We start from the raw sequence: 19,345 nt of genomic DNA on the forward strand, positions 1-19,345 counted from the left end.
TCATTTACCATTTTGTTGTGCCGATACTGCTTTTAATAGTCAGTCGGTTAGGATTTCTTACGTTCATTTCTCATAATTGAAAGTGACTGTTTCAATGAACTCCATAAGCCACCTTCACTATAAACAAGAACATTTGATTTATACATATTCGCTGAGAAGAACATTAGCAGGAATGTGACAATGATTAACACTACAAGTGAAATCAATACACTAGTCATTCCCACTGTCTCATTCGCCAAACGAATCGGCATAATATAAGAAGAAAGGAACGGAATATAGGACGTGATCCGAATCACGATATTGTTTGGATCAGATGCGCCTAAGATCAACCCAAGCATATAGCCACCTAAAGAAAGATAAGTAACTGGTAAAATCGCTTTTGCTGTATCTTCTGCTTTGTTGACTAATGATCCACATAAAGCCGCTAAAACGGAGAAGATCAAGATACCAAAGAACATAAACAACAATGCGTACCATAAAAATGGTCCGATGATCTTATCTAGTGAAATATTCTCTATGATACTTTTTACAAAATCCATATGTTTAAATTGTTGGAATCCCACAGTCAAAATCACACCGTATAGAGCCATCTGCGTTAAAGCAACTAACAAGACACCAGTCAATTTACCATAAAAATGTTTTTGAGCTGTCGTACTTGATAAAATGACTTCCATGATTCGAGTTCCCTTTTCAGAAGCAATTTCTTGCGCGATGATTTGTGAATAAGTCAGGATAATGATAAATAAGATAATGGTTGCTGCATAACTAATCGCATATTGTACGCCAGAATTATCTTCTCCAACTTTCATTTTGTTATTACTATCAAAACTTACTTTTTGTCTAGTCAAACTTGCTGGTTGACTAAGACTAGCTACTTCTTCAGGAGAAAGTCCCAGTTGGCTAGCTCGCAATAGTGATTGCAACCCAGTTAATTGCTGTTGGATCAACAATTGTGTACTTTGTCCTAACGAATTTTCACTGTAAAGTTGACCTTTTAGCTGATCGTTTTCGACCGTGACGACTAAATAGGCATCAATTTTTTCATCGGCTAATTCTTTTTGAGCTTGTGTTTGCGAATCAACCGCTTGAAAGCTGAACTCATCGGTTTTTACTTGTTCAAGCTGTTGCGTTACTTGTTGATTTTCGGACAATACACCAATTTTATTAATCTCACTGTTTTGCTGAGCAAAATTGCCTGCTAAATAAACGATTCCTATCATAATGAATGGCACTAAGATCATAATTAAGAAAGAGATAGATTTGACATTTTTTAAATAGACATCTTTTGTAATGATCCAAAATTTACGCATCAATCTCACCTGCTTTCATTTTGAATATCTCTTCTAAGGTAGGCGGTTGTTGATTGAACATTGGAATATAGCCAAATTGTGTTGCTCGGGTAAAGATTTCTTTTCCTACATCAGGATCGTTTAAAGTGATTTCAAGCGTTTGATCTTCATGAGTGACGACTTTTTCGACTCCTTCGATCATTGCAACTTCCTGCTGGGACAAGCCAGATTCTAAGAATAACTTTGTACGTCCAAAAGAATTTCTGATTTCATGGACTTTCCCGCTTAACACCATTTTTCCATTACGCAACATAATTAAATGATCACAGATTTTTTCAACATTATCCATATTGTGACTGGAGAAAATAACACATGAGCCATGTTCTTTTAACTCAATGATCCCATCTTTCAGCAATTCTGCATTGACTGGGTCAAGCCCACTAAACGGCTCGTCCAATATGATTAATTTAGGTTCATGGATCAACGTAGCAATCAATTGGACTTTTTGTTGATTTCCTTTAGACAATGATTTTACTTTATCGGTTTTCTTTCCTTTTACTTGGAACTTTTCCATCCAAAAATCGATTTTTGGTTCGATCTCTTTTCTTTTTTTGCCTCTCAATTCAGCAAAATACAACAATTGCTCTTGAATCGTTACTTTCGGATACAACCCACGTTCTTCAGGAAGATAGCCAATAATGTCATAGTCTTTTTCTCCCAAAGGTTGTCCATTCCATAAAACTTCCCCTTGATCCTGTGTCAAAAAATCTAAGATCAATCGAAAAGTTGTGGTTTTTCCTGCCCCGTTTTGTCCGATCAGCCCCATAATCTTTCCATCAGGTATTTGAAAAGACACATGATCAACAGCGGTATAGTCTCCAAACGTCTTAACCAAATCTTTCACTTCTAACATCGTCTCACTCCTTCGTCTCCATTTCTTCTACCATATTCAGATAGTTCAGACAACTTAAATCGCATACAAATGCAAAAAATGAAATAGTCCAGAGATTCTTTATCAATTAAAGGTCCAAAGTCTATTGAAAAATGAATAGTTTAAAAAGAAAACCATTCTTTCCCACTTTTTCATTGAAACAACGACCATTTTGACATTTATTCAGTCTAGGTTGGCTATAATCATTTCCAATAGTCATCATAGCGCTTCCCGCCTCGTCGAACTAAAACGAATTCTACATCATTTGTTATACAAAAAATCATAGGACACTTTACGTGGTTTGTAAAGTGTCCTATGCTAGTTCTCATGTAATTTATCAAAAACATTTTGAGCAACATTTTTTGGTAGCCCAATTTGTTGGAGTTCTTCCATCGTCGCTGCCGTAACATTTTTCAACGATTTAAATTCTTTTAGAAGTAATTTTTTTCTTTTCGGTCCTAATCCTTCAATTTCATCCAGCTTAGAAGCAAAACTATTTTTACTTCGTAGTTGTCTATGGAATGTGATCGCAAACCGATGGACCTCATCTTGGACCCGTTGAAGTAAAAAGAACTCGGGCGAATTTCTTTCCAATGGAACCACCGAAAGTTCATTTCCAAAAAGGAGTTCATTCGTTTTATGCTTATCATTTTTAGCCATACCAGCCACTGGTATGTCGATCCCAAGTTGATTTTCTAAAACATCTTTGGCGACATCTACTTGCCCTTTCCCACCATCGATCAAAATCAAATCAGGCAAAGGGAGACCTTCTCGAATGACACGAGAATATCTTCGATAGATCACTTCTCGCATCGAAGCATAATCATCTGGTCCTGTGACCGTTTTGATTTTATATTTGCGGTATTCTTTTTTTGCTGGCTTTCCATCGATGAATACCACCATTGCCGCTACTGGATTGGTTCCCATGATATTCGAATTATCGAAGGATTCAATCCGAACAGGTGTAGGAATATTCATGGCATTCCCTAAACGTTCCACTGCCCCAATCGTTCGTTCTTGCTTTCTAGCAATCAAATCAAATCGTTCATTCAATGCAACCGTAGCATTTTTATTCGCAAGTTCTACTAATTTTTTCTTTTCACCACGTTTAGGTTGTAAAACTTTTGTGGACAACAATGCCTCCACACTCGGTTGATCGATCGTGTCAGGAATCAAGACTTCTTTAGGAATAAAATGTTCATTTTCTTGATAAAACTGCCCGATATAAGTCAAAAAGTCCTCTTCTGCTTCATTATAAAAAGGAAACATCGAAACATCCCGTTCAATCAATTTCCCTTGTCTCACAAAGAATACTTGGACGCACATCCAGCCTTTATCAATGGCGTAGCCAAAAACATCTCGATCCACCAGATCTGTATTGGTCATTTTTTGACGAGTCATAATCGTTTCAATGGCTCGTATCTGATCGCGGTATTCTGCCGCTTTTTCAAATTCCATCTTTTCAGCAGCTTGAACCATTTTTTGGTGGATTTCTGATTCAACTTTTTCATAGCCACCATTTAAAAAGCTTTTAACTTCATCAACGATTTTCGTGTAAACTTGTGGATCAACATCAAAATAATAAGGACAAAGGCATTGGCCTAAGTGATAATACAAACACGGTTCTTTCGTTTGGCTAGGTTTACACTTGCGTAACGGAAACAACCGATCAAGGATTTTTTTGGTCTCGTTGGCTGCGCCAACATCTGGATATGGTCCGAAATAAACTGCTTTGTCTTTTAACACTTTACGTGTAATGACTAAGCGTGGGTACTTTTCGTTTGTGATTTTCAAAAAAGGATACGTTTTATCATCTTTCAACATGATATTGTATTTAGGATCATTTTTCTTGATCAAATTGATTTCTAAAAGTAAAGCTTCGATATTGGATTCTGTAACAATATATTCAAAGTCTTCGATCTCACTAACTAATCGTTCGGTTTTGGTATTATGACTACCTGTAAAGTAGGAACGGACTCTATTTTTGAGAATCTTTGCTTTCCCAACATAGATGATGGTGCCATTTTTATCTTTCATCAAGTAGCAGCCAGGTTGATCAGGAAGTAAGGCTAATTTATTTTTGATACGTTCGTTCATGAAATACTTCCTTTCAAATTTCATTGAATTAATTATAACATGTCTGTCAAAAAGAATCGTAATCGGCTCATTTGTTTCCTAGACTTGTTTGAGGGTTTAGATAAACTAGAGAAAGGTTTTACTGAAATTTGTGCTAAGGACAAAAAAACCGAGATATCAATCCATTGATTGATATCTCAGTAACATTCCAGATGTTTATAAATATTGATCGATCATTTGACGTAATTGCTCTTTCGAGTGTACACCAACCGCTTTTTCAACGACTTGCCCATCTTTTTTCAACAATAATGTTGGAATACTCATAATCCCAAATTGTTGAGGTGTTTGTGGGTTTTCATCTACATCCATTTTTACGATTCGGAATTCATCTTCATCGTATTCTTCTGACAGCTGATCTAAAATTGGTGCTTGCATGCGACAAGGTCCACACCAAGTTGCCCAAAAGTCGATTAATACTAAGCCTTTATCTGTTTCTTCGTTAAATGTCGTATCTGTAACTACTTGTGACATATCAAAGACCTCCATTTTTTAGTCTAGAGTCATTATAGCACCTTTCTTGATTCGAGACGAGCCTTCTGCTTACATTTAGTAAGTTTTATTTAAATTTAACGATCGTCGCCCCATTACCGCCTTGGTTAGCAGGAGCAAATTCAAAACTTTTGACACTTCGATGATTTTTCAAGTAGTCGGTGATTCCTTGACGCAAAGCTCCGGTCCCTTTTCCATGTACGATCGTTACTTGGGGATAGCCAGCAAGGATCGCTGAATCAAGGTATTGGTCAACCTCACTCAACGCTTCTTCATAGCGTTTGCCACGAAGATCTAGTTGGTTCGACACGTGACTAGCTGATTCAGAACGTACAGCATGAATGATCCGCTGTTTTGGTTCCTTTTGTGGAGCAACGGGCGTTAATTCACTTTCAGAAACATTCATTTTTAAAATCCCGATTTCCACTTGCCATTGCTCCCCGTTTTTACGTAACAAGGTTCCTCTTTGACCATAAGTTGTCACTAAAACTTCGTCGCCTGGTTTCAATGTTTTTTGTTCTTTGGCTTTTTTCAACACTTTATTTTTTTTCAGTTGTTCTTCTTGATGTAAGTTTGCCAATTTGGTTTTCGCATCAATCAATTGGTGCTCTTTTACATTTCCTTGTCCTACTTGTTGTTGCATTTTACGAATATCTGCAATGATTTTTTCCGCATTTTCTTGTGCTTCAGAAACTAATTCATTGGCTTTTTTCTTAGCTTTTTCGATTTCTTTTTCTCGTTCTTCAAAGAAATAACGATACGCCTCTTTTAAGTTTTCATATAACTCTTGTGCTTCATCAACGTAGTGGCGCATTTCTAAATACTCCGTTTCAGCCATTTTTCGTCGATTTTCTAAATCAGCGATCATTTCATTTAAATCTTGGCTTTCGTCATTCATTAATTGTTTGGCTTCATTGATGACTGATTGATCTAATCCTAAGCGGCTAGAGATTTCAAATGCGTTACTTCGCCCTGGTACACCAATCAACAGACGATACGTTGGACTAAGTGTATCAACGTCAAATTCCATACTTGCATTGATTGTATTCGCCCGATTGTATCCATAAACTTTTAGTTCTGGATAGTGTGTCGTAGCCATCACATAAGCCGATTTTTTCCCAAGATCGTCTAAAATAGCAATCGCTAAAGCTGCCCCTTCTTGGGGATCTGTTCCTGCGCCTAATTCATCAAACAAGACTAAACTTTTTTCATTCACATGCGCCAAGATATCGACGGTGTTTGTCATATGGGAAGAAAATGTTGAGAGACTTTGCTCGATGGATTGTTCATCACCGATGTCAGCAAATACTTCCTCAAAAATACCGATTTGACTTTCTTCATCTACAGGGATCGGTAAACCCGATTGCCCCATCAATTGTAACAATCCTAAAGTTTTTAAAGTGATCGTCTTTCCTCCAGTATTTGGACCAGTAATCACGATCGCTTGGTACTCTTTTCCAATACTGATATCATTAGCCACCACTTTTTCTTGATCAATCAACGGATGTCTTGCTTGTTTTAAAATGACATGATTTTCTACACTGATTGCAGGAACGATGGCTTTCAGTTCTTTCCCAAAACGTGCTTTGGCGTTCATCAAATCTAGTTTACCGATCACGTATGCGTTATGAATGATTTCATGTCGATGAGGAACCAGTTCAGCAGAAAGTTCACTTAAAATACGTTGGATCTCATTGCGCTCTGCAATTTGATACTGTCTCAAGCGATTATTTAATTCAACGATTTGCTTTGGTTCAACGAATAATGTTTGCCCAGAAGCACTTTGATCATGGACTACCCCACCAAAGACACCCCGGTATTCTTGCTTGACAGGAATCACATAGCGATCATTTCGCATGGTAATAATCGTATCACTTAAGTATTTGGCGTTTTTCCCCCTAACAATGCCATCTAGTTGTTCTCTCACCGTTTGTTCACTTCGACGAATATTTTGACGAATGATTTTTAATTCAGGGGAAGCATCATCTGTTACTCGCCCATCTTCATCGATCGACTCTTTTAAACGTCGATTCAATTCGGGGATCGTCACCAATTGTTCTGCCCAGAAATAAAGACGTAAAAATTCAATTTCGCTATCTGCTAAATCAGCAAAGAATCGTTTTAATTCACTTGTAGTCGATAAAACACGTGCAACTTGCGCTAATTCGAGTCCATTTAAATCAGCACCGATCTCAATTCGTTTCATATGAGGTCGGATGTTCTCTAACTTAGGAATAGGGATTCCCCCACGTAACCTTTGAACTTTTAAGCCATCTTCTGTTTCTGCTAACCAATCTGTTAATTTCTCTTGTTGGTTGATCGGCACTAACTTTGCGAGTTCTTCTGTTCCTTGCGCAGTTACCACAAACTGACGAACAAGCTGTTTCACTTTTTCAAATTCTAATGTTTCTAGGATTCGATTATTCACGTTATCACCCTAACTTTCACTAAAAGAAGTTGTCACATTTCGCATTGACTCATTGGTCTTTGCTGTCCTGTCACAACTTCGTTTTTTTCTTTCACTACTTACTGTTACACTTTTACAAAAAATTTTTGATTAGTTTATCACATTCGTTATCCATAAATCATGGATTTTATTCGTTAGAAATGGTGTCTGCTCTACGATAAAGCGGGCAAGACTATTTCCACTAAATTGTTTTTGAACGATATCTACTGGCACAAAAGTCAATAAACTCAAGAGCAAAAATATCGTGACATAGGCAACGATTAAAGATAAGATGCCTCCCGCAAGCCAATCGACTTGTTTTAGGATCGGAATATAGGTCAAGCTATGAACAAAAATCCCGATAAAACGAGTAAGCAATCCTCCGATAAATAAAATCAGCAAAAAGGCGACTCCTGCATAAAAAGCTTCATCTAATCTGAAAGAAAATGTCTGATCAAAAAAGACCATTTGGGAATTAGATGTTACCGCAGGATAAGGAATATATAATTCCAGACGACTTGCTAGATCCTTATAAAAGTGCTGTGCTGCCATAAATGACAAGATATAACCGATCGTATAAACGACCTGCATAGAAAATCCTCGTCTCGCACCTGAAAAAAATGCAAGCAGCAAGATAAATAAAATCAAAAGACTTAACATGTCTTGTTCCTTTCTCTTTCATCAATTTGAAGATTTTTGTTTGATTTGACCTTTTCTTTTTTCATTTAAAATTTGTTGGGCTTCCACATGATTCTTGATTTCTCGATCTGCTTGTCCGTTTTCTTTCAACACTTCTCGTGCTTCGTTTTCAATCGCTTCAATTCTTTTGATTCGATTTTCCATTTCCACAAATTTGATCATTTTTTTCTTTAAATCTGCTACTTCTTTTTCAAGTTCGAGATTTCTTTCTTGCTTCTTTAATTGATCCGAGAGCGCATTGACAGCCATTAAGATCGCTGCTTGTTCATTATCGATTTGCGGAGACAAATCCTTCAATTCTTTTAGTTGTTCATTGATCAAATTTGTCACGATATCCATATGGTGCTTTGTTTCACGTCCAATAATCGTGTAATTTTGGTCGGCAATCACTGCTTTATAGCGTGTTTTTTCGTGCGCCATCCGAATCATTTCCCCCTATTGATAAAATTATTATCTAGTGTACCATGAAATTAATGATTTAACAGTTGTACACAAATTTTCTTATATTTACCTTATCATTATATGATAAACTTTGAAAAAATGCTATGTCTCGTCCCCAACTGAACGACAAGGAACTATTGAGGGATCTTTCATCTAACAAGCATCTAAATTTATTAATTTAACTAAAATGGAGGTACATAATGAGTAATATTATCATCAAAGTAACGACTGCCCAAATGGAAAAAATGAAACAAGCTTATCTTTCTTATCTTTTACCTAAAAAAATTCCTTATACCGTATTTGCTGCTAAAAAAAATGGCACGACCATCACTGCATACACCTCAGGAAAAGTCATGTTCCAAGGTGCAAATGCCGAAAAAGAAGCAAGTCAATGGGGAAAGGCAGCTTCAGCAAAACCCAAAGCTGGAAAAACAGCTGCATCTTTGCCTAAGAACATCGAATCTTTATCTGTATTAGGAAGTGATGAAGTGGGAAATGGGAGTTACTTCGGTCCATTGACAGTTTGTGCTGCTTACGTGGCCAAGGAGCAACTAACACAACTAAAAAAACTAGGCGTTCGTGATTCAAAAGAATTAAAAGATCCTCAAATCATTCAATTGGCTAGTATCTTGAAGAAGACGATCCCTTATCAACTTTTAGTACTCGAGCCTAAAAAATATAACGAGATCCAACCGAAATACAATGCTGTGCGTATGAAAGTTGCTTTGCATAATCAAGCGATCCATCTACTGCTGAAAAAAATTGCTCCTGTCAAACCAGAGGCAATCTTGATCGATCAGTTTACACCAGAAAGCAATTATAAAAAGTATGTCCGTTTGGAAAAAAATCAAGTGCAAGAAAAACTCTATTTTGTGACTAAAGGAGAACAATACCACTTAGCGGTAGCTGCGGCATCGATCATCAGCCGAGCAAGTTTTCTAGAAGAATTAGCCAAAGAATCAGCAGAGGTCGGTTTAGAGTTACCTTCTGGCGCTGGAACAAAGTCGGATCGAATAGCTGCAAAAATCATTGAACAAGGTGGCGTTGATTTGTTAGCAAATTATGCAAAATTACATTTTGCGAATACTGAAAAAGCAAAAAAAATGAGTTTATGATATCCCTTTAACGCTTTATTCTAAAAATAATAAACGTTGTTTCAGAAATCATTCTATAGGAATGAAGCGTTGAAGCAACGGTCATAAGACCTCTTAAAACAGGCTATCCAATTGGTCATTTGACCTTAAGAGCATAGCCTGATCTTTTAGATAGCATAAAAACTCCCATCACAGTAGAATAGAACTTTTTTCCACTGCGATGGGAGCCAATTAATTAGTCCCAAACGTTAAAACTTAGTATGTTTTACCCATTAATAACCAGCAATTTAATCAATCAACTCCCAAGGTCCCCATTGTTCAGTACCTGGTTCTTCCCCGCTTGTCCACCATTTAGCTTGATAGTTTTGCCCTTTATGAGACACCTTATCACCAGCTTTGTAAACATTTGTAGCACTCCATGCTTCATATTTTGATGAAGATGTGCTATCTAGTGTTGTCACACTCAAAGGTTGACTGTGTTCTGAAACATTACCAGAATGATCAAACGCTTTTACAGTATAAATGTACGTTGAACCAGCCATTAAATATTTGTCAATATAATTGGTAGTAGCTGTTTGACTAACTTGTTGTCCGTCACGATAAACATAATAACCTGCTACTCCTTTATTATCCGTCGAAGCGATCCAGTTCAACGTCACGCTTGTCTCTGTCACATTTTAAGCTGTCAGATCAGTCGGAATAGATGGTGCTTCTTTATCTTCTGGATCTGGTGTTGGCGTTGGTGTTGGATTAGTTGAATCCTCTCCATAAATCGTTTGTTGCGAGATATCTATACCGGCTTTTGTAATTCTTTGTGCTAGATTTATAGAAGCAATATGATCAACGGATACATCAGTTGCATTTGATTTTAATCTAAACGTATATGTCTCCCCTGGTTTAAGCTCTTTTCCTTCATAAACCCCACTTAAATCGATCGTCACCGTTCCATTTGAGGTTGAAACCTCGCCTGCTTTGTAATCACCACTACTAAGAATCTCATTTGAATTCAACGCTAAAGTGTATCGTGGTAATTTAATTGTCTTGTGAGAAGATTCAATAGCTGATAAAACGTCCGAATTTTCATTTAGTGTTTCTTTATTTTTGATGACTAATTCATACCCTTTTGAACTATTTTCAGAATAAGTAGAAATTCCTACCTCGACATTTAGATCACTTGATACAATTTTATGCTCTGGAAGTTTTTCTGTACCAAACAACCCATTTTTGATTGCTTTGGTCAGTTCATCTCTTTTCGTACTCGTTGTTGGCTTATCTTGCGACTGCATCCAAGAGATTACACCGCCTAATTCATGCTCTTTCACATATTGCGTTTTGTAATTAATTGATTTTACATTGTCATAGGTAAAGAACTCTTTTGAAACTTCGCTGTATAAAAATGGTGCTTTGGCTGTATCATCCCAATATTCTTTTAGAGTCGGGATTTTAGTTTTTAATTCATCAATGTTTCGGTAGGACCAAACTCCACCTGCTCGGCCACCATCCCCAAGTGCCAGAGAATGTTCATTGTCCGCACCATATGTCGGCGTTTGGTCTGCATCTTTATTGCTTTTTTCAGCAGGTTGGAATAATCCAGGAGTATTTGGGTCTGTCCCTTTAGCTACTTCATTCCACCCACGAGTATAGAAAGCTGCGCCGATAACGATTTTTTCTGAAGGAGCCCCATGTTCTTTCAAAAAGCGAACGGTCTGATCAACGGACAACCCATTTGCATAGTTCGGGTCGTTAGGATTACCATAAAGTGCAGTATGATGACCACTTGTTGCACTCCAAGCACCATTCATGTCATAAGTCATCATATTCGCAAAGTCAACTACTTCAAATAGTTGTTTGATGTCAATTCCCTTGTCCAACATTCCTTGGGACGCAGGTAATGCTACGGAAAGTTCATAAGTCTTACCTAATTCCACTCCTTGTTTATCGATCGCCGCTCGAATATCTTTTAATAGTAAAATATAATTTTCTTTATCCTCTGGTTTTGCGTTAGGTGTTCCTTCATCATTTTTGTTGTCGACACGATCAGGCTCACGAACATCTGCTGGATATTCCCAATCAATATCAACGAAATCCATGTTGGTATATTTTAAGAATTTAGTAATGTTTTCCACTAATTTTTTTCGTTTCGCAGGACTAGCTGCAACTTCAGAAAAATCACCCGATTTTGACCAACCACCTAATGACACGCCAATTTTTAAGTTTTTATTTTGTCCACGCAAATTTTGAAGCGCATTCAACAATCCAGAAGCAGCATTTCCCCATCCGACTTCTGCTTCACCTGCTGGCACGCCTACAGCGGCTTCTTTATCTGTAAATTTCAACTCACCATTACTATCAAAATCTAAAAAGGCATAATTTAAATGCGTCAATTGGTCTGCGGCAATATCTTTAGGATAAAATTCTTGTTCTCCTCCCCAAATCGACCAATCACCATAATACATCACATTACGATAAGACGCTTTTTTTGTAATTTCCTGAGCTTCTTCAGCATGCACATGTTCTTTGTGGCTGAATAATGGCGTTGTCAGAGAAATAACAGAAGAAAATAACATCGCTGCCAAACTAATTTTTTTCAACTTTTTCATTTTTAACCCTTCCCCTCTTTTTCTATACGAACTCCCCTAATGAAACTTATTACCCATAAAATAAATCAGTTATTTTTAATAAACCAACCTCCTAAAAAACAAAAAAATGATAACTCTTACAAAACAAGGTTAACATTATCTTATCAAAGCATCAAATGATTTGATATTTTTGTGTTGCATATTAACATTTATATATTTATAGTTATCTAAAATAACTAATAAATATCCCTATTCTCTTTTCTCTTTTCCATCTTTTTTTACTGCTTTATTTAAAATAACTATTATTTTTTATTTTTATATTTATAAAAGAACAAAAAAAGCATTTAACCAAAATAAATTGGACAAAATGCTGCGAATCTTTTTATGTATGATTTTTTCATTTTTGAATGCATCCTCTTAGAGTTGGATCTTCCTGATTCTTTTCGTTTCATCATTAACATTTAACTGAAAACTTTTTCAACGAAATTGACGATCATATTTAATCTGCGATTCCTGCTCTCTAAAACAATTTAATGTACGTAAGTATCGTTTAGCCGATTTTAAATGTTCAGCTAGTGGTTTTTTTTCTCCAAGATAAGTATAATAATTAGCTAACACGACTCTTTTTACCTCGTCTTTAGTGATGGTCTCTAATTTTAGCTTTTTGATGGTTTCTTTTGCAATTTTGACTGGCATTTTTTGTAAGAAAAAGTAATTGACCAGCGCATGTATATGTCCCCCCTTGGATCGGTTCTCTTTGATTAACTCATCACAACGTTTCCTTATGTCCCTTTTCCCTTTGTTGATCTCATCTGCTGAGAGTTTACCATCAAAAATCGGTGGAAATAATGGAATCTCATAACGATCACTTAATCGATTACTGATTCTTCTACTTGCACCTATGGAAATCAATGTATTTTCTATTTCTTTCCTTTGCCAGAGCCAATCATCCTTTTTTTGTACGATATGATCACAATACTTCTCAATGATGCTCACCTTTAATGCATCTGAAGAAACCGGCAAAGAAAAATCAAACGCATCAATCACATGAAGTGTTTCCTTTAGTGGTCTCTCTGTAAATAATAGAAAATGAACAATAGCCTTCATTCCTTTTTCATTACCTAAATCCTTTAAAAACGAGTGACAACGATTCAACTGTCCAGATAAACGTCCAGTTTTGGGGAATAACTCTTCATTTACATGGTTATTGATCAATGTGACTAATTCTTGATTCGCCCCCCTTAAGGCAAGGTCATTTTCACTTGATTTTTTCCACTCAATGAGCCCTAACTTATTAAAAGATGCTTGGCACTCCTTAACAAGTCTTACTTCTTCTTTGATAGTCAAATAACTATTGTCAAGAACAACATTTACTTTTGAAGGGATTTTTGTAAAAATTTCCTCAAGAATATCTGGAGGCAGCTCTTGAAGCACGAGATAATTCCGTGTTGCCAATGGCTCAAAACGTTCACAACGTTGGACTACTTCGTCAATGAGTTTTTGAGACGACTTCATCTTCAAAGAAGGAAGCAAGGTGACATTTAGTATCTTACTCAATTGATCGATCTGCGTTCGATTCATTCCTTGTGAGATAAGATATTCCTCACATTGTTTCTTTCCAAAAGTTCCTTGAGATCCTATCAACATCGATTGGCACTTGTACACTTCCTCGAATTGTTTCTGTAAATAAAATTTATTGATAGTTTTAGGAAACCTTAGATCTCTAAAAATTTTATCAACATACTTGGGCGCTGTATTTTGTAACAATAAGTATTTTTGAATCGCTACAAAGCCTCTTTTTGGTCCTAAGTCTTCTAAAAAAGAATTGCACCGATTAACTAATGTGCTAATTGCCCCTCTTTTAGTCATATCTATCATTGGGAATATTGATTGATCGATGTATTCATTTATTTGATGAAGCTGTTGTAAACTAGGATAAGTTAAAATAAAATAATTCTCGAATTTTTTTCTGCCCATTTCTGATCCTAATTCTCGAACAAATTGGCTATATTTTCTATATCTAGTTAAACAAAAATGGAAATTTTTTCGATCCTCATCATTCATAGAATCTTTTATTCGCTCTATGACTTCGATATTGATTGCAGGAGGGAAATCTTCCAACATAAGGTAATTATTGACTGATTTAACTCCATTTACTTTGTTTGGATACCAGTAATTTAAAAAACTTTGGCAATATTTGACTGCTTTAGTTATTTTGTCCTCCTTTGATAAAGGTTCATCTTTCAAGGAAGGCAATAAACTGATGTTTAAAATTTCTCCTATCTGATTAAAAAATTTACGATCTACTCCTTGTAGAACTAGCCGATTTTCTACTTCTGTTGCCCCCATATTATTATAATAGAGCGTTGCAACGAGAAGGTCTTTATACTCTTTTTGATTGATTGTCTTGGGTAATTGAACTTCATTAAGTATATCCTTCGCTCTGTCTGCTGATGTATTTTGCAACAATAAATAATATTGAACAGCTAGTAATCCTTCTGTCTCACCGAAATCCTCTAAAAATACATTACATCTTTTGGCCGTCAAAGTAATTTGTTTAGAGTATCTGGAATTCTCCCATGTAGGAAACAAAAATTCTCCAATTGTTGCACTTATTTTGTTGTATTCAGATCGAGGAAGTTCATTTAAAATGAGTTGATTTTCAATTGCTTTTATCCCTTCATTTGTGCCATATTTGACCAATGTTTCATTGTACTTTTTATGTAATTGTTTTTTCTTTTCTATCTTTTAAAAAAATCCATGTTTGTTCACAGTTCCCTTAAAAACTAGTCCTTCAACAATTTCTTTAGTCAATTCTGGACTCAGGTCATGTAGCACAAGATAATTTGTAATAGTTTTTTTTCCTATCGCACTATTAAAAACATTTAGCAGTGATTGACAGTATTGAGTGGCTTCGTTAACTATCTCTTGCTGGGTTTTATCCTTAAATATTGGTAAGAAATCCATCTTCTTGATTTGACTGACTGTCTCTATAGACTTTCGATTTGCCCCTTCCACTAATAAATGGTGTTCGATACTTCGTTTTTCATCTATCTCTTTGATTTTCTCTAATAAATAGCAAACATAACTATCCCTATCTAAATAGAACAAAGTTCTTTTCATTTCTCTTTCCCTTCTCGTTTATTCATTGAGCTTAAGTATAAAGTGGAAAATAGGAAGAAACGTTCCTTTTTTTTCAAAAAAAAAAAATTTATTGAAATTCCCTAATAGAAAAGCCGCTTCAACTAACGAATGAATCCCATCCGCAACATTAACACAAAAAAACGGTGTGCAAGTGTTCGTTCTTTGAAATAGATCTGATGTTTTGGAGACAAATGGTGTCTCAAAAGCATCAGATCCATCCAATCGAACAGAGCTTACACTACCGTTATTGTCACAAGCTAAACAATAACCCCATTTAAGTATAGATCGATCAAAGTCGCCACATCAAAAGGCTGTTCCTCTGAATGACCAGATTCAGTAATATAAGGGGCTAGCAAAAGGAAAAAATGTTTAGCTGCCAGTTCCTGTGTGACGTTTTTTCGTAATAGTTGTTGATGATTGGCAAAAATCTTTTCAAAAGGTTCCCGATAATTCTTTTTCCATAAACAAAACAAATGATTTCTTGTTTCAGCTGAAAGATTGAGCTTCAAATCATGCAGCATCATAAACAAATCAATGAGATGGGTTTCGATAAGATATTCAGCCATCTTAGTTAACGTTTGTTGAAAATCATCGGCACCCGTTGCGGCGATTTCCCTCAAATCGTCCCCTACTGTTTTCAAATGTTGTTCCAGAACTGCCTGGTAAAGTTTTTCTTTGTCACTAAAGTAATGATAAAGATTGGGTTGGGTAATCCCAGCGTTCTTAGCAATTTCACGAGTAGACGTGCCGAGATAGCCTTTTGACATAAACAAATGATTGGCTTCATGTAAAATCTTTTTTTGCGTGTCTTTGTTATAGCGATGAACCACATACACACCTTCTTTTTATGCTTATTCTGTTTTTTCTTGAAAAACACCGTCTTCCATCATAAACACTTTATCACATTTGTCAATCAGGCGTGTATCATGGGTGACCATAATGATGGCTTTATTTTTTTCTTTCGATTCTTTCGCTAAAATATCTACGACTTCTCTTGCTTTTTCTGAATCTAAACTGGCTGTTGGTTCATCTGCTAAAATAATGGACGGATCGTTGTAAAGCGCTCTAGCAATGGCGACTCTTTGCCGTTCTCCTCCTGATAATTCTTCTGGATATTTATTGACCAATTCGGCAACACCTAACTGTTCAAATAGTTCATTCGCTTCTTTCTGACGATTCTCATGTTTGACTTTATCCACTAATATCAATTGCTTTTTAACCGATAAAAATGGAACCAAATTAGACGCTTGTAAAATAAATCCGATTTCCTTAAAACGTAATTTTACCCGCTGATTCTCAGGTTGAGCACTAAACTCTTGCCCATTGATCAAAACAGACCCTTTACTAGGTGTTTGTAAGCCACCTGCAATGGTCAAGAAAGTACTTTTTCCTGAACCAGAAGGACCGATGATCGCAACAAATTCGCCTTTATCTACACTGACATTGGTTTTTTTCAGTGCGTGGACGATTTGATCACCATCTTTGAAATTCTTTTCGACATCTTTAAATTCGATTGCTTTCATTTTTTTCATCTCCTAACCAATTGCCTTCAACGGATCGATTTTTACAATTGCTCGTACCGAAAACAGCGCACCTAAAATGGCGACCACTAACATCAAAACACTGATAACTCCGAAAAATAACCAATTACTTTGAAAAGGTACGGTATCTGGTAAAAGGAACGAGGTCCCCACTGTTCCCAACAAACCAAGACCGATCCCAAAGAATGAGAGTAAGAAAGTTTGGGCCACTACTGAGCGAGCGATAAACCCTCCTGTCATTCCTTGCGCCTTCAAAACACCAAAAATATTGATTTTTTGCATGGTCAACACATAAATGAAAATTCCGATTACAATCGCTGCAATCACGATCAAAAAGCCGATCATAAAACCAAAAGTGAGTACTTGCGCACTATAGCCAGGTAATTCATTGATAAATTTAGAAATGCTGATTTTTTCAAGATCATTTGGTAAATCATCTATCTGTCCTCTAACAACCACCGCGTTGATTCGAGCATTCTTACTTGTATCTGTTTTTTCAAAACGAATTTCTTGGTAAGCATCAAGTGTTGTATATAAAACTGGCGATACATTGAACTTCGCATTTTCGGTAAATCCAGTTAATCGAAAGGTTTTGTCACTACCAGAAAGTTTAACTGTATCGCCAATTCCTAGACCATACTCTTCTTTTAAGCTAATATCACCCACTGCTTCATCGTTCCCAACAAAGGCCTTACCTTCAACAATATTAGGCATGATAAATTGATCTGGATCAATACCAAAAAAACTCACATTGATTTTTCCTGCCTCATCGTTGTCTTTACTGGTTACGACCCCTGGTGTTTGTGCTAAGTAAGCCACCTTATCCCCTTTTACTTCTTGCGCTGTCTTTTTCGTGATCATTGACATCCCTAGGTTCGTATTGGCATCTTTTGACAGTACAATATAGTCTGCCTCCCACTTATCGACAGCCGTTCGGTTATCTTGTGCCAGTCCATACGCTAAACCGGTTAAAAAAAAGACCAAATATGCAATTAAAAACATCACCCCAGCAACCAACGCATAGCGTAATTTTGAATGTATGATTTCATTTAATGCTAAAAACATCTAACTCCTCCTTTAAAAGTTTATTAAACAATAATACAAGTTTATCACTTGATAAATTTTTAGAGGAATAATCTGCTCACAAAAAAACGGTAAGGCTAAATAAGTTTGCCTTACCGTTTGATTATCGCTATAAAACTGGTTAATAACTTGTTGAAATTTTCTTTCCTAAAACAAGCACGATCATTCAAAAATGCTATCCAAAGTCACTATCTGTTCAAGCTATTTTGCTACTTAATCCCTATTGATAAACCGATTTTTTGTCTTAACACATGAAACGATTTTCTCTCAATTTTGCGTTTTTGATGTCTTCAACAGTTTGAGTTCCAGCTAATTGCATGACCATTTCAAGTTCTGTTTTGAAAAAATCAAATACTTGTTTGATTCCTGTACTTCCTCCTAAAGAAAGTCCATAAATGGCTGGTCTACCAATGGCAACTAAATCAGCTCCTGAAGCAATCGCTTTAAAGATATGTTGCCCTCGTCTAACACCGCTATCAAATACGATCGGTACACGTTTATCCACAGCTTCAGCTACATAGCGTAATGAATCAAAAGAAGCTGGACCACCATCTAACTGTCTACCACCATGATTGGAGACCCAAATCCCTTGTGCACCAGCATCAAGAGAACGATACACATCATCTTCTGATTGTACCCCTTTGACATAAACTGGCAACTCTGAATGGGTCGTAATAAATTCGATATCTTTTGGACTTAATTTTTGTTTAGACGATTTATAGACTGCATCCATCGTTTGACCGACTCCCGATTGGTAAGCTTGAACGATTGGCATGGGCAACGGAAAAGTAAAACCATTTCGCCGATCTGTTTCACGATTTCCGCCAACTGTTGCATCAGCTGTTAAAACAACCGCCTTTGCTCCGTTTCTTTTTGCCATTTCCAAGATATCCAAGTTGATCCCATCGTCCTTACTCATATAAAACTGAAACCACTGAGGAGCTTCAGGACCACCAGCTGCTCTAATTTCTTCCAAGGTACAAGAAGCGTAAGAACTAGCTGTATAGATCGTTCCAAATTCTGATACTCCTTTAGCCGAAGCTTTTTCAGCTTGTTCATGGGCTAATCCATGCGCTGCTACTGGTGCCATAATGATTGGTGCGGCTAATGTTTCATCAGAAAAATAGGTCGTTGTATCAGGTAATTCCACATCTTTCAAAACATGAGGGATAACCAATTGATGATTAAAGGCTTTTTGATTTTCTCGATAAGTAAACAAATCCCCTGCACCACTACTGATATAGCCATATCCACCACTAGGGATTACTTGAGTAGCTGCTAATTCCAGATCTTCCATATTGATGAAATCAATCATCCCTTCATGTGTACCAGCTTGATAAACTTTTTCCATAATAAAGCCTTCTTTCTCTCGAATTAAGAACCATAAATTTTATGATAGCGTTTGCATTATTATCGTACCTCTCAAAAATGATACAGGCAAATAATCTGTTTGAACTCTAGCAGTAAAGTAGT

At 36.4% G+C, this 19,345-nt stretch carries 14 protein-coding genes and 1 pseudogene; 1 reads left to right on the forward strand and 14 read right to left on the reverse strand.

Annotation, left to right across the window (positions count from 1 at the left end; translation table 11 throughout):
- Window positions 1-47 precede the first annotated feature (47 nt).
- From IGK91_RS09305 to zapA, 7 genes are all read right to left on the reverse strand, one after another.
- Window positions 48-1,310, reverse strand: coding sequence for an ABC transporter permease (locus tag IGK91_RS09305; protein ID WP_010738019.1), 1,263 nt, complete (start codon window positions 1,308-1,310; stop codon window positions 48-50).
- The gene (locus IGK91_RS09310) at window positions 1,303-2,202 is read right to left on the reverse strand and encodes an ABC transporter ATP-binding protein (RefSeq protein ID WP_010718646.1); all 900 of its coding nucleotides are present in this window, start codon (window positions 2,200-2,202) and stop codon (window positions 1,303-1,305) included. Before IGK91_RS09310 ends, IGK91_RS09305 begins: the two co-directional genes overlap by 8 nt.
- A gap of 336 nt (window positions 2,203-2,538) precedes the next feature.
- Window positions 2,539-4,317 (reverse strand): excinuclease ABC subunit UvrC, encoded by a 1,779-nt coding sequence (uvrC, locus tag IGK91_RS09315; RefSeq protein ID WP_010738020.1) that lies wholly within the window; start codon window positions 4,315-4,317, stop codon window positions 2,539-2,541.
- A 195-nt stretch (window positions 4,318-4,512) separates the two neighbouring features.
- Window positions 4,513-4,827: a thioredoxin gene (gene trxA / locus IGK91_RS09320; protein ID WP_010718648.1), complete on the reverse strand. Its 315-nt coding sequence runs from the start codon at window positions 4,825-4,827 to the stop codon at window positions 4,513-4,515.
- Window positions 4,828-4,912: 85 nt separating this feature from the next.
- Window positions 4,913-7,273, reverse strand: coding sequence for an endonuclease MutS2 (locus tag IGK91_RS09325; protein ID WP_081123230.1), 2,361 nt, complete (start codon window positions 7,271-7,273; stop codon window positions 4,913-4,915).
- 129 nt (window positions 7,274-7,402) lie between these two features.
- Window positions 7,403-7,951, reverse strand: coding sequence for a CvpA family protein (locus IGK91_RS09330; RefSeq protein WP_010718650.1), 549 nt, complete (start codon window positions 7,949-7,951; stop codon window positions 7,403-7,405).
- A gap of 21 nt (window positions 7,952-7,972) precedes the next feature.
- The gene (gene zapA, locus IGK91_RS09335) at window positions 7,973-8,410 is read right to left on the reverse strand and encodes a cell division protein ZapA (RefSeq protein ID WP_081123231.1); all 438 of its coding nucleotides are present in this window, start codon (window positions 8,408-8,410) and stop codon (window positions 7,973-7,975) included.
- Between the two features lie 221 nt (window positions 8,411-8,631).
- Between zapA and rnhC the strand changes: the two genes are divergently transcribed.
- Window positions 8,632-9,546, forward strand: coding sequence for a ribonuclease HIII (gene rnhC / locus IGK91_RS09340; RefSeq protein WP_010738021.1), 915 nt, complete (start codon window positions 8,632-8,634; stop codon window positions 9,544-9,546).
- Between the two features lie 266 nt (window positions 9,547-9,812).
- Here rnhC and IGK91_RS09345 read toward each other — a convergent pair.
- From IGK91_RS09345 to IGK91_RS09375, 7 genes and pseudogenes are all read right to left on the reverse strand, one after another.
- Window positions 9,813-12,125 (reverse strand): annotated as a pseudogene (locus IGK91_RS09345) (glycosyl hydrolase family 18 protein).
- Between the two features lie 456 nt (window positions 12,126-12,581).
- The gene (locus IGK91_RS09350; protein WP_161440085.1) at window positions 12,582-14,807 is read right to left on the reverse strand and encodes a hypothetical protein; all 2,226 of its coding nucleotides are present in this window, start codon (window positions 14,805-14,807) and stop codon (window positions 12,582-12,584) included.
- A gap of 45 nt (window positions 14,808-14,852) precedes the next feature.
- Window positions 14,853-15,227, reverse strand: a complete 375-nt coding sequence (locus IGK91_RS09355; RefSeq protein WP_181934383.1) for a hypothetical protein — start codon at window positions 15,225-15,227, stop codon at window positions 14,853-14,855.
- Window positions 15,228-15,505: 278 nt separating this feature from the next.
- Entirely contained in the window at window positions 15,506-16,078 is a 573-nt protein-coding gene (locus IGK91_RS09360) for a TetR/AcrR family transcriptional regulator (RefSeq protein WP_181934384.1), read from the reverse strand.
- Window positions 16,079-16,099: 21 nt separating this feature from the next.
- Window positions 16,100-16,771: an ABC transporter ATP-binding protein gene (locus IGK91_RS09365; protein WP_010718656.1), complete on the reverse strand. Its 672-nt coding sequence runs from the start codon at window positions 16,769-16,771 to the stop codon at window positions 16,100-16,102.
- A gap of 12 nt (window positions 16,772-16,783) precedes the next feature.
- Complete coding sequence (locus IGK91_RS09370) at window positions 16,784-17,854, reverse strand: ABC transporter permease (protein ID WP_081123234.1); 1,071 nt, start codon at window positions 17,852-17,854, stop codon at window positions 16,784-16,786.
- 262 nt (window positions 17,855-18,116) lie between these two features.
- A complete protein-coding gene (locus IGK91_RS09375) occupies window positions 18,117-19,223 on the reverse strand; it encodes an alpha-hydroxy-acid oxidizing protein (protein ID WP_010738027.1) in 1,107 nt (368 codons plus the stop codon).
- Between the last annotated feature and the right edge of the window lie 122 nt (window positions 19,224-19,345).

Source organism: Enterococcus sp. DIV1208 (assembly GCF_050530455.1).
Lineage (GTDB): Bacteria > Bacillota > Bacilli > Lactobacillales > Enterococcaceae > Enterococcus_B > Enterococcus_B hirae.

Coding starts and splice junctions, on each gene's coding strand:
- IGK91_RS09310 (WP_010718646.1), bottom strand. CDS start 2,202: ATGTTAGAAGTGAAAGATTTGGTTAAGACGTTTGGAGACTATACCGCT.
- IGK91_RS09370 (WP_081123234.1), bottom strand. CDS start 17,854: ATGTTTTTAGCATTAAATGAAATCATACATTCAAAATTACGCTATGCG.
- zapA (WP_081123231.1), bottom strand. CDS start 8,410: ATGGCGCACGAAAAAACACGCTATAAAGCAGTGATTGCCGACCAAAAT.
- IGK91_RS09330 (WP_010718650.1), bottom strand. CDS start 7,951: ATGTTAAGTCTTTTGATTTTATTTATCTTGCTGCTTGCATTTTTTTCA.
- IGK91_RS09375 (WP_010738027.1), bottom strand. CDS start 19,223: ATGGAAAAAGTTTATCAAGCTGGTACACATGAAGGGATGATTGATTTC.
- rnhC (WP_010738021.1), top strand. CDS start 8,632: ATGAGTAATATTATCATCAAAGTAACGACTGCCCAAATGGAAAAAATG.
- IGK91_RS09355 (WP_181934383.1), bottom strand. CDS start 15,227: ATGAAAAGAACTTTGTTCTATTTAGATAGGGATAGTTATGTTTGCTAT.
- IGK91_RS09305 (WP_010738019.1), bottom strand. CDS start 1,310: ATGCGTAAATTTTGGATCATTACAAAAGATGTCTATTTAAAAAATGTC.
- uvrC (WP_010738020.1), bottom strand. CDS start 4,317: ATGAACGAACGTATCAAAAATAAATTAGCCTTACTTCCTGATCAACCT.
- trxA (WP_010718648.1), bottom strand. CDS start 4,827: ATGTCACAAGTAGTTACAGATACGACATTTAACGAAGAAACAGATAAA.
- IGK91_RS09365 (WP_010718656.1), bottom strand. CDS start 16,771: ATGAAAGCAATCGAATTTAAAGATGTCGAAAAGAATTTCAAAGATGGT.